A 13,935-nucleotide genomic window follows, 5' to 3' on the forward strand; every position below is an offset into this window, starting at 1 on the left:
ACCCGGCGGCACCGCACACCCCTCCCGCCAACAAGCTCCTCGCCCCGGGCGCGGGCCTCGTCGACCGGGCCCGCGACTTCGTGAGCGGCCGCGGCCGGTCCTGACCCCCAGGGGCGGCGGCGCAGGGTCCCCGTTCCTCCGGGAACCCTGCGCCGTGTCCTCGCCGGGAGCGGGCGTGATGCGGCTCATGTCGCGAAAGCGCGACTTTGCGTACGCTGGGCGCGCCGCGCGCCGGACGGGTGCGGCACCCATGCGCACGGAGGACGGTTCGTTCGGCATGCACAGTGAGCTCTCGTCGGTCATCGCCGCGGCCACCCGGTGGCTGCTGGCCGCCTATCCGGCGACCGGCGGAGCCCTCAGCCGTGCCCTTGCCGAGGCGCAGGCCCGCCAGGCCGCCATGGTCGCCGCCGCCCTGCGCTACCCGACGGCGGTGGACGCCGCCCTGCTCGGACTGCTGCCGCCCGGCGGCACGGGCCGGCTGGACCGGGTCGCCGGCGCCGGGGTCGTCGACGAGGACGCCGGGGACACCGAGGCCGGCTGGCGCACCTGGGTGGACGAGGTCGTCGTGAGCTGGGCGGCCTGCCTGCTCGCCGACCCGGAGCTGGCCGCCTCCGCGGTGACGGCCCTCACGGCCACCGAACACGGCGCCTCCCTCGCCGGTGACGCCCTGCGGCTCACCACCCCCGGCGCCCACGACCGCGCGGCGGCCGCCCTCCTGCGCCACCCGGACCTGCTGGCCCCGATAGCGGGCCTGCACCGCGCGGAACTGACGGCACTGCTGGAGGCGGCGCCGCTCGACAGCTTCCCGGCGTAGCCACCGCTTCCCGCGGCACATCCGCAGGTGTACGCGGTGTTTGTTCGGGAAAAGGCAGAAGATGCCTCTACGTGATGCCATGACCTGGTTGGCCCGCCGCAGCCGGGACCCGGTGGTCACCCTGACGGCGCGGGCCACCGTCGCCGCGACCATCTCCTACGTGATCGCCGTGCACGTCAGTAGCGAGTCTGCCCCGCTGACGGCGCCGCTCACCGCCCTGCTCGTCGTGCAGGTGACGCTCTACTCCACGCTCACCACCGGCATCCGCCGGGTGAACTCCGTGGTGGTCGGTGTGCTGATCGCCGTCGGGTTCAGCGCGCTGGTCGGCCTGACGTGGTGGAGCCTGGGGCTGATCATCCTCGCGGCGCTGGTCATCGGGCAGTTCGTGCGGGTCGAGGAGTTCGTCAACGAGGTGGCCATCAGCGCGATGCTGGTGCTCGGGGTGAGCCAGTTGACGGAGCAGGCATGGGACCGCGTGCTGGAGACCCTCATCGGGGCAGGGGTGGGCCTGCTCCTCAACGTCCTGTTCGCACCGCCCGTGTGGGTGGGGACCGCCGGGGCGTCGATCGAGGACCTCGCCCGCCGCATGCGTCATCTCCTGCTGTGCTGCGCCGAGGAACTGGACTCCCCCGCCGCGGTGGAGCGTGCCGCGGCACGGCTGCACGAGGCGCGACGGCTGGACCAGGACGTCGCCGAGGTGGACACCGCGCTGCGCCGGGCCGAGGACAGCCTGCGGCTCAATCCCCGGGTCAGGGAAGCGCTGTTGTCGCGGGTGGTGCTGAGGACCGGTCTGGACACCCTGGAGATCTGCGTGGTGGTCCTGCGCGTCCTCGCGCGGTCGCTGACGGATCTCGCCAAGCGGCGCGGCGCGGACGATCCGCTGTTCGACCGCGACGTGGCGGTCGCCCTGGAGGAGCTCTTCGCCCACCTCGGCGGGGCGCTCGTCAGCTTCGCCGTCCTGGTGACCACGCAGGTCAGCAGCAACGCCGAGGAGGCCGAGGCCCGGCTGGCCGCGGAGCTCGCGGCGGCCCGCGCGAGCCGGGAGAAGGCCGCGGACATGCTGCTCGACCGGGTTCGGCAGCATCCGGGGGCCTGGCAACTGCACGGGTCCCTGCTCGCCGAGGTGGACCGCATCCTGGACGAGCTGGCCCTGGAGCACCGTTCCCACCGGCTGATGGAGGAGCTGGACGAGGCCGCCCGGGCGCAACAGGACCGCTTCGCCGTGCCGGCCAGGCTCCGGCTCGTGGCCCGCGGTGAACGCGTCCGGCGCTGTCGTCACGGGCGCGGCGCGTCCGGCGGGGAGACGCGGACCGGACCACCGCCCGTGCCCTTGGCCCGGGCGGCGGACCGGCCGGGCCGGGCGCCGGGGGACCGGCGTCGTCCGGCGGGCGACCGGTCGCGCTCGGGGTGACACGGGTCGGGGCGCGGTCGCGGCGCCGCGGACGGCTCAGCCGCGCGCGAAGTCCAGCAGGTCGGCGTTGAACCGCTCGGCGAACTTGGGCACCATCGCGAGCCCGTGCGGGGCTCCCTCGTACACCTTGTAGACCGCTCCCTTGACCAGCTTCGAGCTCTTGGCACCGGCAGCCACGATGGGCACGATCTGGTCGTCGTCCCCGTGCACGATCAGCGTCGGGACGTCGATCTTCTTGAGGTCCTCGGTGGTGTCCGTCTCGGAGAACGCCTTGACGCAGTCGTAGGCGCCCTTGATGCCCACCGTCATGCTCCACAGCCAGAACTCGTCGCGGGTGCCCTGGCTGACGGTCGACCCTTCGCGGTTCGCGCCGTAGAACGGGCCGCTGAGGTCCCTGTAGAACTGGGACCTGTCCTTGGCCACGCCCTCGCGGATCTCGTCGAAGACCTCGATCGGAAGGCCCTCGGGATTGGCCTGCGTCTTCAGCATCAGCGGGGGGATCGCACCCACCAGCACCGCCTTGGCGACCCTGCCCGTGCCGTGCCGCCCGATGTAGCGGGTGACCTCGCCGCCACCGGTCGAGTGCCCGACCAGGATGACGTCGCGCAGGTCGAGTTCCTCGATGACGGCCGCCAGGTCGTCGGCGTAGGTGTCGAGGTCGTTGCCCTCCCAGGGCTGGCCGGAACGCCCACCGCCACGACGGTCGTGGGCGACGCCCCGGAAACCGTGGTCCACCATCCACTTCAACTGCGGGTCCCAGGCGTCCGCGGTCAGCGGCCACCCGTGGGAGAACACGACGGGTTGGCCGGTCCCCCAGTCCTTGAAGAAGATCTGGGTCCCGTCCTTCGCTGTTGCATACGGCATGATCCTGAGTCCTTCTCGCTCCAGGGGGAACGCAGGGTTCCGGGGTTGCCCATACCCAAGCCCGGCCCCGTCCGGGATGAGTACGCCGTTGGTCAAACCGTAGTGCCGGGGCGGAGTCCCGGCGCGTCGAGACGGCTCAGCGCTCGGGTGCCACGGAGGCGTCCAGCAGCGGTCCGAGCTCGCGGGCCACGGTGGTCAGGGCGCGTACGTCGCGCTCCGCCCTGGCGATGACGACGGCGCCCTCGATGGCGCTGATCATCAGCGTCGCCAGCGACGGTGCCCGCCCGGCCGGCACGCCCATCTCCTCCAGTGCCCCGGCGACGGGCCCGGTCCAGGTCGCGAAGGCGGCGGCCGCCGCCGTACGGGTGGCCTCGGAGGTCCCGGCGCAGTCGACCGTGGCGGCCGCGACGGGGCAGCCGGCGTCGTAGCCGGAGGTCAGGAACTCGTCCGTCCACTGGCCGACCATGGCGGCGAACAGCCCGCCGGGAGTCGGCTCGGGCAGGGCGGCGAGGAAGCGGGCCACGCGGTTGCCGGCGTAGCGGCCGGCCCAGCCGACGGCCTCGTTGACCATCTGTTCCTTGCCGCCCGGGAAGTAGTACTGCAGCGATCCCCGGGGCGCCTGCGCGTGGGCGGCGACCTCGCGCAGGCCCGTCGCCGTGACGCCGCCGCGGCGGATCAGCTGTGCGGCGCTGAAGACCATGCGCTCGCGGGGACCCCGCTCGGAACCGGCCATCTCCGACCTCCCACCGTCTGCCCTCCCGCCCGCCCGCGTAAGGGGTGGCGGCCCTCCTCGGTGCGCGTCGGCTCGGCGACGCAGTTCGCGCACGCGGGCCGGCGTCCGGCGCCCCGGGGTCTATTATGACGGCTGTCATAGCGCGTATGACAGCCGTCATAACGCGCGGGTCGAGCGGTCGGACGGCCGGGACGGCGGTGGGCAGTGGACGTGGGTTTCATCGGCCTGGGGATCATGGGGCAGCCCATGGCGCTCCGTCTGGCCGGTTCGGGAACACGGCTGGTGGTCTGGAACCGCACCGCCGCCCGGTGCGCCCCGCTGCGCGCGGCCGGGGCCGAGGTCACGGAGGGGCCCGGCGAGGTCTTCGACCGGGCCCGCGTGGTGGTCCTGATGCTCGCCGACGGCGCCGCCGTCGACGCCGTCCTGGGCCGCGGCACCCCGGACTTCGCCGCGCGTGTGGCCGGGCACGTCGTCGTCCACATGGGCACCACCTCGCCGGCGTACTCGCGCGGGCTGGAGGCCGCCGTCCGCGCGGCGGGCGGCCGCTACGTGGAGGCTCCCGTCTCCGGCTCCCGCAAGCCCGCCGAGGCGGGGCAACTCGTGGCGATGCTCGCCGGGGATCCCGCGGCGGTGGAGGAGGTGCGGCCGCTGCTCGCGCCGATGTGCCGGGAGTCCTTCGCCTGCGGGCCGGTGCCCGGCGCGCTGCTGATGAAGCTTTCGGTCAACCTCTTCCTGATCACGATGGTCACCGGTCTCACCGAGGCGTTCCACTTCGCGGAACGGCAGGGCCTGGACACCGGGCAGTTCCTCTCCGTCCTGGACGCCGGGCCCATGGCCAGCGCCGTGTCGCGGATGAAGGCGCCCAAGCTGAGGGAGCGCGACTTCTCCGCGCAGGCCGCGGCGTCCGACGTGCTGCACAACAACCGCCTCATCGCCGAGGCGGCCCGCGCGTCGGGCCTGGCCTCGCCGCTGCTGGACGTCTGCCACGCCCTCTTCGACGAGACCGTGGAACAGGGGGACGGACGCGCGGACATGGTGGCCGTCCTGCGGGCGATCGAAGCCCGCACGGACGTCGCCGGCGACCTGGTCGCCGAGGTACGGGGCGGAGGCGTCCGGTGAGCCGGACCGTGACGCCCTCGGAGGCCGCCGTCACCGCCCGGCGCATGTGGCGGCTCGCCGAACCGGTGCACGCCGTCACCTACTTCACGCCCGAGGCACGCGCCGCGTACGAGGAGGCGGGGCTGCGCGGTTACTGGCGCGGTTACTTCGCCGGTCGCGCGGCCCCCCTCGGCCCGGTGGGCCCGGAGCCCGTCGTGGCCGCCTTCTTCGGCTTCGCGCCCGCCATGGTGGCCCGCGCGCTGCCCGGCGTGTGGGCGCTCGCCCCACCCGAGCGCGCCCTGGAGGCGCGGCGGCGCGGCGCGGGCGCCGCACTGCGGCGGCTGCTGGCGGGACAGGAGACGGCGGTGGCGGAGGCGGTGGACCTGCTGGCTCCGGTCGTCGCCGGCCTCGACGTCGCGGGACGGGTGCTCGCCGCCGCAAATACGGCGCTCCCCTCCCCCGGCGACCCGGTCGACGCGCTCTGGCACCAGGCCACGCTGCTGCGCGAGCACCGCGGGGACGGTCATGTCGCGGCGCTTGTCGCGGCCGGTCTGGGTGGATGCGAGGCGCTGGTGCTGCGCACGGGCATCGACCTGCCGCGAACCGAGCTGCAGCCGCACCGCGGATGGACCGACGAGCAGTGGGCCGGTGCGGCGGCCCGTCTCGCCGCCCGAGGCCTGCTCGGCGCGGACGGCGCCGCGACCGCCGCGGGGCGGGAGGCCCACCGCGCGCTGGAGGAGGCCACCGACCGCGCCGCCGGGCGGCCCTGGGAGGCCTTGGCACCCGAGGCCGTCGAGCGCCTGGTCACCGTGCTGTCCGCTGCGGCACGGGCCTGCGCGGGGGCGCTGCCGTACCCGAACCCGATGGGCGTGCCCGCCCCCTGAGAAACGCCTCAGGCCGAGAGGAGTCCCGCGATGCAGGCGTCCCAGTCGATGTGGCCGCCCTCGGTGCCGAGCGGGACGAGTTCCGCGGTCGCGGCCAGGAACCGGGCGAGTTCACCCGTGGCGACCTGCAGGACGGCCGTGCCGCCGGGGGCGGCGAGCGTGATCAGGGTGTGGGCGTGGTCCCCGGGTTCGACGTGCACGTCGCCGTCCCCGGCGGAGGCCGCGAGCCCGGCCAGCAGCAGTTCGCGGGAGAGCACCCACTCCGCCTCATCGGCACCGTCGCCGTCGCCGAAGCGCATCCGCACGATGTAGGGGTCGTCGGAACGGTACCGGCAGTCCGCCGACAGATCGAGGAACCGCCGGGTCCCGGTGATCAGCCGCAGGGACAGGTGTTCCGTGAGTGCTCGCATGGACGCCCCCTCGTGGGCCCGGTTCGGCCGCGTTCGCCGTTCAGAGCATGTCGTTGCCGTGCGTTTGCCCCGTGACGCATGGTCCGGGCCGGGGCGACGGGAGAGATTTCGTGAAGGCTCGCCCTGGACGGCCGATCTGCGGGGTGCCCGGTCAGGAGCGCCGGTCCTGCGCCATGACGTCGGCGGGTCCGGGGAGTTCACCGCCGATCACGGGGACCGGGTCCGGGGCTCCGTCCGTCGGGCACAACGGCAGCGGTACCCCGGCGACGGCCGCCGCCCGTTCGGTGCTGTCCGGGGAGCAGCCCAGCCATGCGCAGAACAGCACGGTCGCGTCGTCCTGGAACTCGCCGACCTGGTGGTCCGAGACCCGGCGCATGAGACGGCACAGGGTCTCGGGGAGGGGCAACCGGTCGGCGTGGTGGCGGATGAGGAAGTCCAGGAACCCGGAGAGCCCGAACTCCCCGCCGGTGGTGGTACGGGCCTCCGGGATGCCGTCGGTGTAGAACACGAGGCGGTCGCCCGGCTCCAGTTGCTCACGGCACACCTGCGGTGCCACGCCCAGCCCCAGGCCCATGGGGTCGCCTGGCGAGCAGGCGAGTTCGGCGACCCAGCGCCCGCCCCGGATGAGGATCGGCGGGTGGTGGCCGCGGTTGACCCATTCGAACAGGCCGGAGCCGGTGTCGAGCCGGGCGACGACGCCGGTGGCGTAGCGCGTCCCCTCGAACTGCTCGACCAGCACCTTCTCGATCTCCTCGGTGATCTCGACCAGTTCCGCGTGGCGGCGGCGGGCGTTGCGGCTCGCGCCCATGGCGAGGCTCGCAGTCAGGCCGGCCGCCGTGTCGTGCCCCATCGCGTCGAAGATCGACAGATGGACCAGCGGGCCGTCGAGCGCGTAGTCGAAGGCGTCCCCTCCGACCCGGTAGGCGGGTTCCAGCGCCGCGGAGATGACGACCCGGCCGTCCGAGTACGAACGGGGCGGCAGCAGGCGCCACTGCATCTCGGCGGCCACGTTCATGGCCTCGGAGCGCACCGTGCGGGCGTACGCGTCGCTGTAGTCGCGCTTGGCGGTGACGATGAGCGCCACCGCGTCGGCCAGCGACTGCACGTCCTCGCGGGTGCGGTCGTCGTCCCCCTCGGTGGTGACGCGGAGCAGGCCCAGCCGCTCGGAACCGCCCAGCAGGGGTGCCCACCAGCGGCACTTGCCGGGGCACGCGGAGACGGCGGGGAGCAGCCGGCCGTACTGGAAGGCGCGGCCGGGCACCGTGCCCTCGATCCGCAGTTCGGAGCTGTGGTTCCGGTGGCCGCACTCGCCCGCCCCCTCCTCGGCGAGGTTGCGCAGCACATGGCGCTGGAGGTCGGAGAGGTAGATCGTGACGTGGGCGAGGCCGGCGGGTTCCGCGTGCTCGGCCACCTTCGCCGGCAGCTGTTCCAGGGGCATCAAGTGGCTTTCGGCCAGCAGGCCCGCCAGCATCCGGCGACTGCGCCGATCCCTGTCCTGCGTCACCCTTGCTCCTCGCCACCCGTCGGCGGGTCCGGGGTTCCGGCGGCCTCGCCCGGGCCGGGTGGCCCCCGCCTCGAACCTTTCCCATCGTACGCATACCACCCATAAGTGATGTAACGGTCGCTTCCCGTCATTCACGGGCCCTGACCGGGGCACCGGGCGCGCCGATGACGTACGGCGGTACGCATGGCCGGGCGCGCGGCGGACCGCCGTTACGTAGCTTGACGGACGCCTTTCGTCGTCTTTCGCCCTAGTTTTTGCTGTGTCCGCGGCCGGGGGCCGGGCGACCGCGGACGGGTCGACTCGGAGGTCTGGGATGGCGGCATACGACTACATCGTCGTCGGTGGCGGGACCGCGGGGTGCGTGCTCGCCGCGCGGCTCTCGGAGGACGGGCGGGTCCGGGTGCTGCTCCTCGAGGCGGGGCCGGCCCGGGCGGCGAAGCGCTCGGCCGCACCGCCGCGGTGGATGCGGTTGATCGGCAGCGGGATGGACTGGGGCGACCGGACCGTGGCACAGCGCGGAGCCGGCAGTGCCGTGCTGCCCTATCCGCGGGGGAAGGCGCTGGGCGGATCGAGCAGCATCAACGCCATGGTCCACCTGCGGGGGCACCGGGCCGGCTACGACGCGTGGGAGAAGGCGGGCGCGACCGGCTGGAACTTCGACACCCTGCTGCCCTACCTGCGCCGCAGCGAGCGGGCGGCGGGGCGCGACCCGGAGTTCCGCGGCACCGAGGGCCCCATGCGGGTCGCGCCGCCGCACCGGGTCCACCCGCTGTCCCCCGCGTGCCTGAGCGCCGTGCAGGCGGCCGGGCACCCCATCAGCACCGACCTCAACGGCCGCCACCAGCAGGGCGGCGGCTGGCTGGACCTGAACATCGTCGACGGGGCCCGGCAGAGCGCCGCCGACGCCTACCTGCGGCCGGTGCTGCACCGGCCGGGCCTGACCGTGGTCACCGGGGCGCAGGTCCACCGGCTCCTGCTGCACCACGGGCGGTGCACGGGTGTGGAGTACAGCCGTGACGGGGTGCTCGAACGGGCCGAGGCCGGCCTGGAGGTCGTCCTCGCCGCCGGGGCGGTCGGCTCCCCGCACCTGCTCATGCTCTCGGGCGTCGGGCCGCCCGACGAGCTGCGGTCCCACGGCATCGGCGTGGAGGCGGACCTCCGTGAGGTCGGGAGCAATCTGCACGACCACCCCGTCACGGTCGTCAAACTTCTCCGCGGCACGGACGGTGCCGACGCCGACGGGCCCCGCGTTCGACGCCGCCGCGGCCCTGTGCAGCACCCATGCCGACACCGCCCCCGACATCCAGGTGCTGTTCCTGTGCGCGCCGTACGTGCCGCCGCCGCTGGAGGGCGCGGTGAACGGCTACAGCTTCGTGGTGGGTCTGATGACGCCCCGCAGCCGGGGCTCGGTCCGGCTGGCCGGGGCCGACCCGCGCTCCGCGCCGCTGGTCGACCCGAACTTCCTGTCCGCGCGTTCCGACGTGGAGAGCCTGATCAGGGGGGTGCGCATGGCCCGGGAGATCGGCAGCGAGCAGGTGCTGAAGGTATGGCGGAAGGAAGAGGTCCTGCCGGGGCCCGCCGCGTTCAGCCACGGACTCCTGGAGGACTACGTACGGCGCAGCGTCGGCAGTTTCTACCACCCGGGGGGCACCTGCCGCATGGGGTCGGACGACCAAGCCGTCGTCGACCCCGAGCTCCGGGTGAACGGCGTGTCGGGGCTGCGGGTCGCCGACGCGTCGGTGATGCCGTCCGCGGTGTCCGCGCACCCCAACGCGACCGTGCTGGCCGTCGCGGAACGGGCGGCCGACCTCATCAGGGGCGAGGGCGGCGACGGCCTGACCGGGCGGGCCGCCGCGTGAACGGTGCCCCTTCCGGCCTCAGGAGCCCGGTGGCAAGAAGCGGGCCAGCTGGCTGCGCGAGGTGACGCCGAGCTTGGGGAAGATCCGCGTCAGGTGGGTGCTGACCGTCCGGTGGGACACGTAGAGCCGCGCTCCGATCTCCTTGTTGGACAGGCCCTCGGCGGCCAGCGTCGCGATCTGCAGTTCCTGCGGCGTGAGCCGGTCGGCGGCCCGGGGCGACCGCTGACGGGTGGTCTCGCCGGTGGCCTCCAGTTCCTGCCGCGCGCGGCGGCTCCACGCCGCGGCTCCCAGGTCGTCGAAGGTGTCGCGGGCGGCCCTGAGCGGTGCGCGGGACTCCAGGACGCGGCGCTGCCTGCGCAGCCACTCGCCGTACGCGAGCCGCAGGCGCGCCCGCTCCAGGGACCAGCCCGTGAGGTCCGCCTCCAAGGCGGCCGCGAAGGCGGCCTCGCCCTCGTCCTCCCCGGCCAGGACCGCCCGGGCGTGGCGTGCGGCCAGCCGCACGCGGGCCGCGGGCGTCCGGCGGGCCAGTGGCGCGAGCCGCTCCAGGACCCCTCGCGCGTCGTCCTTCTCGCCGCAGTGCGCGGCCGCCTCTGCGAGGTCGCCCACGGTCCACAGGGCGGTCATCACGTGGTGCCCGGCGTCGGCCGGGTCGGTCAGCCGCCGCAACTGGGCGTACGCCTGCGCGTGGTCCCCGCTGCAGGACAGCGCGGTGCCGCACGCCATGCGTACCGTCGCGTGCAGCAGCGGGGAGTTCAGCCGGACGGCGATGGCCCGGGCCTGCCCGATCAGCCGGTGGGCGGTCGGCGCGTCGTCGCGCAGGGCGGCGAGGCAGCCGAGCACGGTGAGGGCGGTCGCCTCCCACTCGGGCTGACCGGTCTCCCGGGCGAGCCTGCGGGCCTCGTCGGCGTCCAGCCGCGCCGGATCGCAACGGCCCGTGGCCGCGCGTCCCGAGGCGCGCAGTGCCAGTGCCTCCGCCAGCGGTGCCAGCCGCCCCTGGTGCCTGAGCCGTTCGACGGCCGCGGTGAGGAAGGGGTCCGCGTGTTCGGGCGCGCCGACGCACCACAGCGCGCGGGCCGTCGTGTGCAGCGCCGCGGCGTCGTCCGTCCGCCGGGTCACGGCGCGGGCGGCTTCGAGCACCGAGGAGGCGCGCTCCACCGGTGCGGCCTGCGCGGCGATCAGCGCCATGGCGGCGCCCCCGGTCTCGCACCGGCCGTCCAGCTCCGCGGCCAGCCGGTCGGCGGTGCGCAGGACCTCCCCGTGGAGCGTGGACTCCCCGTTCCCGCGGTAGAGGTGGGCGGCCGCGGCGCTCGTCAGCCGGACCGACAGGGCCGTCTCGCCGTCGGCCCGCATGCGTTCGGCCGTACGGAGCAGCGTCCGGACGGCGACCGGCGCCCGGCCCCCGCAGACGGTGCGCGACTCGGAGATCCACAGCAGGCGGGCGGTGTCCTTGCCGGTCAGTTCCAGCCGCTCGATGGTCCGCACCAGGCGACGGACGAGGTCGCGTCGACCGAGGCCGACGGCCAGCTCCGTGCTGCGCAGCATGAGGTCGACCTGTCGGCCGCCGTCGGGGGTGAAGGCGGCGGCCTGCTCGAAGGCGTGCACGGCGGCAACGACGGCGCCGCGTCGCAGCGCGTGGTCGCCGCACCGCTCCAGTCCCCGTGCGACGGTCCCGTCCGGGGGGAGGGTGGAGGCGGCCAGGTGCCAGATCCCGCGGTCGGGACGGCCGGCGTGGACCGCGGCGAGCGCGGCGTGCACGGCGTTGCGCTGCGTGACGGACGCGGCCTGGTGGATCGCGGAGCGGACCAGGGGGTGCCGGAACCGCACGGCGTGCCGGTCGACACGGACGAGCCCCGCGTCCACGGCGGGCACGAGGCCGTCGACGGTGACAGGGGCGCCGGACACGGCGCCGGCCGCGGACAGGACGTCACCCGTCGCCGCCTCGGCGTCGAGCGCGGCGGCGAGCAGCAGGGTGCGCGTGGCGTCGGGGAGTTCCAGGATCCGGGTCTCGAACGCGCGCTGCAGATTGACGGTCAGCGGGAGCCAGCGGGGGATGACCGCGACGGATTCCAGGCCCCCGGCCGCCAGGGGGAGTTCGACGAGGGCCAGGGGATTGCCGTCGGCCTCCTCCAGCAACCGTGCGCGGACGAAGGGCGCGAGTGCCGGCGCGCCGGCGTCCAGCAGCCGCGCGGCGTGGTCGGCGTCGAGCCGGCTGACCGGCATTTCCTCGACGCCTTCCCAGGCGGGCGCCTCCGTCTCGTCCTGGGTGGCGGCGGCCAGCAGCACCACGGGGTCCGAGGACAGCCGTCGGGCGACGAAGGCGAGCAGGTCGCTGGTGGACCGGTCGAGCCACTGGAGGTCGTCGACGAGCAGGAGCAGCGGCCGGTCGGAGGCGCACTCGGCGAGGAGGTCGAGCACGGCGAGGGCGATGCGGAAGGGCTCGGGGCGGCCCACGTCGTGGAGGCCGACCGCGGCCAGCAGCGTCTCACGCTGGGGCTCCGGGAGGCGGCCGGTCTCCAGGAGCACCGGGCGCAGCAGTTGGTGGAGTCCGGCGAACGGCAGGTGGGACTCGGACTGCACACCGGCCAGGCCGAGCACCCGCCGGCCCTGTTCCGCCGCCCGTTCCTGGGCGAGCGCCAGCAGCGTCGTCTTGCCGATCCCCACCTCGCCGCGCAGCACCAGGGCGCCGCCGCGGCCGTCAGCGAGGCGCAGGAGGGCGTCAATCGCCTCGGTCTCGGCCTGTCTGCCGATCAGGGAGGGGATCCGTGTCGCCATGGTCCGCCCTCGCGGTGTCCCGGTACTCGTACACGAACCACCGTACAAGGGGGTGAAAGGGTTCATTATGCCGCTTATGGCAGACAGTCCGGGGACGTCCTCCGCGGACGCGGCCCTGTCGGCCCTGTCGGGCCTGGCGCGACTGCCGGCGGAGCGGCCGGCGGTGGCGGACCAGGTGGCGGCGGCCGAGTACGGCACCGCCCAGGCGGTCGACGACCCGGCGGCCGCGGCGGCCCGGGCACAGGACCTCGGGGCTGACCCTGCGGTGGTCCGGCGGGTCTTCGCCGGACCGGATCGAGGCGAACAAGGTCGTCCAGCGCGGCCTGCTGCGGCTCTGGGAGCGTGACCCGTCGTTGCGCCCCGCGTGAGCGGCCCGACCTGACGACGGAGGTCCGCCCACGCCTGGAAGCGGTGGACGCAGCCCTGGTGCGTGCCGTCGCGGCGGCCCAGCCCCGGCTCACCGGTCCGCGCTGCGCGGCCGGCACCCGGCGGGCGATGTCGGAGGAAGTGGCCGCCGCCCGGCTGGACGCCCTGCACCGGCAGGGCCTTGTGCGGGCCCTGACCCACGCCTGCGCGGAACCGCGGGACGCCGCCGTCGCGGAACACGCCCCCGCAGCAGCGCCGTCCGGCCGTCCGCGAGCGGCGCCCTGACGTACCGGGACCCTCCCGTGCCCCGCCGGACGGCCGGGCCGGCACCGCCGGCGGCAGGCGTGCGTGGACGCGGACGTCGCCCTGTGCCCGGGGGCAGGCCGCGCGGGTGCCGCCGAGGCCGGTGGCACGGGCCTTCGGGGCTGCGGCCGGTTCGGTCAGGCCTCCGCGGGTACGTGCGCGTCCTTCAGGCGCCCGGCGACCGTCGCCAGGAACTCGTCGGACAGCTCCGGGTCGGCGACCGCGCGCGAGATCAGCAAGGCGCCGACCAGGGCGCTGAGGGTGAGCATCGCGTCGGCCCTGGCCTCACCGGGGTCGTCGCCCTGCGCCGCCTCACCGATGAGCGCGAGGTAGCTGAGGACCTGCTTCTCGTACGCCTCCCGCAACTCCGCATCGCCGCGACCGGCCGCGGCGCCCAAGGTCACCAGGGCGCAGCCGGTGCCGGGAGCATCCCGGTGGCGGGCGCTGAGGTAGGCGTCGATCAGGCCCGAGCGGGGCTCATCGGGGTCCCGGCGGGCGGCCTCGGCCATCTTGGCCTCGCCGTCGGCCAGGGCCAGCGCCGCCGCCTGACCCATCAGGTCCTCGCGCGAGGCGAAGTGCTTGTAGAACCCGCCGTGGGTCAGTCCGGCCTCGTTCATGAGGTCCGCGACGCCGGGCCGGGTCATGCCCTCCTCGCGGATCCGGCGGGCGGCGATCCGCAGGACCTTCTCGCGCGACTCGGCCTTCGCTGCCTGCGAGTGACCCATCGCATGACCTCCCGGGTGTGCGTCGGGCTGACCCGACCCAATGTGGATGACGGACATCATACACCGCTCCCGGAACCTCGCCCGGGGCTTTGACATGCAGGATGACACGCATCATCCTGCATATGTGGATGACATAAATCATCCAGACCTCGGCACGAGCCTCCACCGGAGCAGGCCCGCCGCCCCTCCCTC

General features: G+C 74.6%; 13 protein-coding genes and 2 pseudogenes. 9 read left to right on the forward strand and 6 right to left on the reverse strand.

Annotated features, from left to right (window positions below):
* From PV350_RS37215 to PV350_RS37225, 3 genes and pseudogenes are all read left to right on the forward strand, one after another.
* Positions 1 to 104 (forward strand): annotated as a pseudogene (locus tag PV350_RS37215) (hemerythrin domain-containing protein); the annotation flags it as partial.
* Positions 105 to 277: 173 nt separating this feature from the next.
* Positions 278 to 814: a hypothetical protein gene (locus PV350_RS37220; protein WP_500337886.1), complete on the forward strand. Its 537-nt coding sequence runs from the start codon at positions 278 to 280 to the stop codon at positions 812 to 814.
* 79 nt (positions 815 to 893) lie between these two features.
* A complete protein-coding gene (locus tag PV350_RS37225; RefSeq protein ID WP_499509208.1) occupies positions 894 to 2,225 on the forward strand; it encodes an FUSC family protein in 1,332 nt (443 codons plus the stop codon).
* A gap of 36 nt (positions 2,226 to 2,261) precedes the next feature.
* Here the strand turns inward: PV350_RS37225 and PV350_RS37230 are convergent, their stop codons facing one another.
* Positions 2,262 to 3,089, reverse strand: coding sequence for an alpha/beta fold hydrolase (locus PV350_RS37230; protein WP_499509209.1), 828 nt, complete (start codon positions 3,087 to 3,089; stop codon positions 2,262 to 2,264).
* 136 nt (positions 3,090 to 3,225) lie between these two features.
* On the reverse strand, positions 3,226 to 3,822 hold the full coding sequence (locus PV350_RS37235; RefSeq protein ID WP_499509210.1) for a TetR/AcrR family transcriptional regulator: 597 nt from the start codon (positions 3,820 to 3,822) through the stop codon (positions 3,226 to 3,228).
* Positions 3,823 to 4,026: 204 nt separating this feature from the next.
* On the opposite strand from PV350_RS37235, the gene PV350_RS37240 reads away from it, so the two are divergent.
* The gene (locus tag PV350_RS37240) at positions 4,027 to 4,941 is read left to right on the forward strand and encodes an NAD(P)-dependent oxidoreductase (RefSeq protein ID WP_500337881.1); all 915 of its coding nucleotides are present in this window, start codon (positions 4,027 to 4,029) and stop codon (positions 4,939 to 4,941) included.
* Positions 4,938 to 5,804: an SCO6745 family protein gene (locus tag PV350_RS37245; RefSeq protein WP_499509212.1), complete on the forward strand. Its 867-nt coding sequence runs from the start codon at positions 4,938 to 4,940 to the stop codon at positions 5,802 to 5,804. The genes PV350_RS37240 and PV350_RS37245 overlap by 4 nt, the downstream gene beginning before the upstream one ends.
* Positions 5,805 to 5,812: 8 nt before the next feature.
* On the opposite strand, the gene PV350_RS37250 is transcribed toward PV350_RS37245, so the two are convergent.
* Together PV350_RS37250 and PV350_RS37255 are read right to left on the reverse strand one after the other, a co-directional pair.
* Positions 5,813 to 6,214, reverse strand: coding sequence for an SsgA family sporulation/cell division regulator (locus PV350_RS37250; RefSeq protein ID WP_499509213.1), 402 nt, complete (start codon positions 6,212 to 6,214; stop codon positions 5,813 to 5,815).
* Positions 6,215 to 6,365: 151 nt separating this feature from the next.
* Complete coding sequence (locus tag PV350_RS37255; RefSeq protein ID WP_500337888.1) at positions 6,366 to 7,685, reverse strand: PP2C family protein-serine/threonine phosphatase; 1,320 nt, start codon at positions 7,683 to 7,685, stop codon at positions 6,366 to 6,368.
* 346 nt (positions 7,686 to 8,031) lie between these two features.
* On the opposite strand from PV350_RS37255, the pseudogene PV350_RS37260 reads away from it, so the two are divergent.
* Positions 8,032 to 8,853: pseudogene (locus PV350_RS37260) on the forward strand (GMC family oxidoreductase); the annotation flags it as partial.
* 25 nt (positions 8,854 to 8,878) lie between these two features.
* Complete coding sequence (locus PV350_RS37265) at positions 8,879 to 9,577, forward strand: GMC family oxidoreductase (RefSeq protein ID WP_500337884.1); 699 nt, start codon at positions 8,879 to 8,881, stop codon at positions 9,575 to 9,577.
* Positions 9,578 to 9,595: 18 nt separating this feature from the next.
* Here the strand turns inward: PV350_RS37265 and PV350_RS37270 are convergent, their stop codons facing one another.
* A complete protein-coding gene (locus PV350_RS37270) occupies positions 9,596 to 12,349 on the reverse strand; it encodes a helix-turn-helix transcriptional regulator (protein ID WP_500337885.1) in 2,754 nt (917 codons plus the stop codon).
* A gap of 76 nt (positions 12,350 to 12,425) precedes the next feature.
* Between PV350_RS37270 and PV350_RS37275 the strand changes: the two genes are divergently transcribed.
* Both PV350_RS37275 and PV350_RS37280 read left to right on the forward strand, forming a co-directional pair.
* Positions 12,426 to 12,695: a hypothetical protein gene (locus tag PV350_RS37275; RefSeq protein WP_499509216.1), complete on the forward strand. Its 270-nt coding sequence runs from the start codon at positions 12,426 to 12,428 to the stop codon at positions 12,693 to 12,695.
* Positions 12,692 to 13,000, forward strand: coding sequence for a chorismate mutase family protein (locus PV350_RS37280; protein WP_499509217.1), 309 nt, complete (start codon positions 12,692 to 12,694; stop codon positions 12,998 to 13,000). Before PV350_RS37275 ends, PV350_RS37280 begins: the two co-directional genes overlap by 4 nt.
* Positions 13,001 to 13,155: 155 nt before the next feature.
* Here the strand turns inward: PV350_RS37280 and PV350_RS37285 are convergent, their stop codons facing one another.
* Complete coding sequence (locus PV350_RS37285; protein WP_499509218.1) at positions 13,156 to 13,743, reverse strand: TetR/AcrR family transcriptional regulator; 588 nt, start codon at positions 13,741 to 13,743, stop codon at positions 13,156 to 13,158.
* Positions 13,744 to 13,935: the final 192 nt, after the last annotated feature.

It is taken from the genome of Streptomyces sp. PA03-6a, from assembly GCF_033792765.1.
In the GTDB taxonomy this organism is placed as follows: domain Bacteria; phylum Actinomycetota; class Actinomycetes; order Streptomycetales; family Streptomycetaceae; genus Actinacidiphila.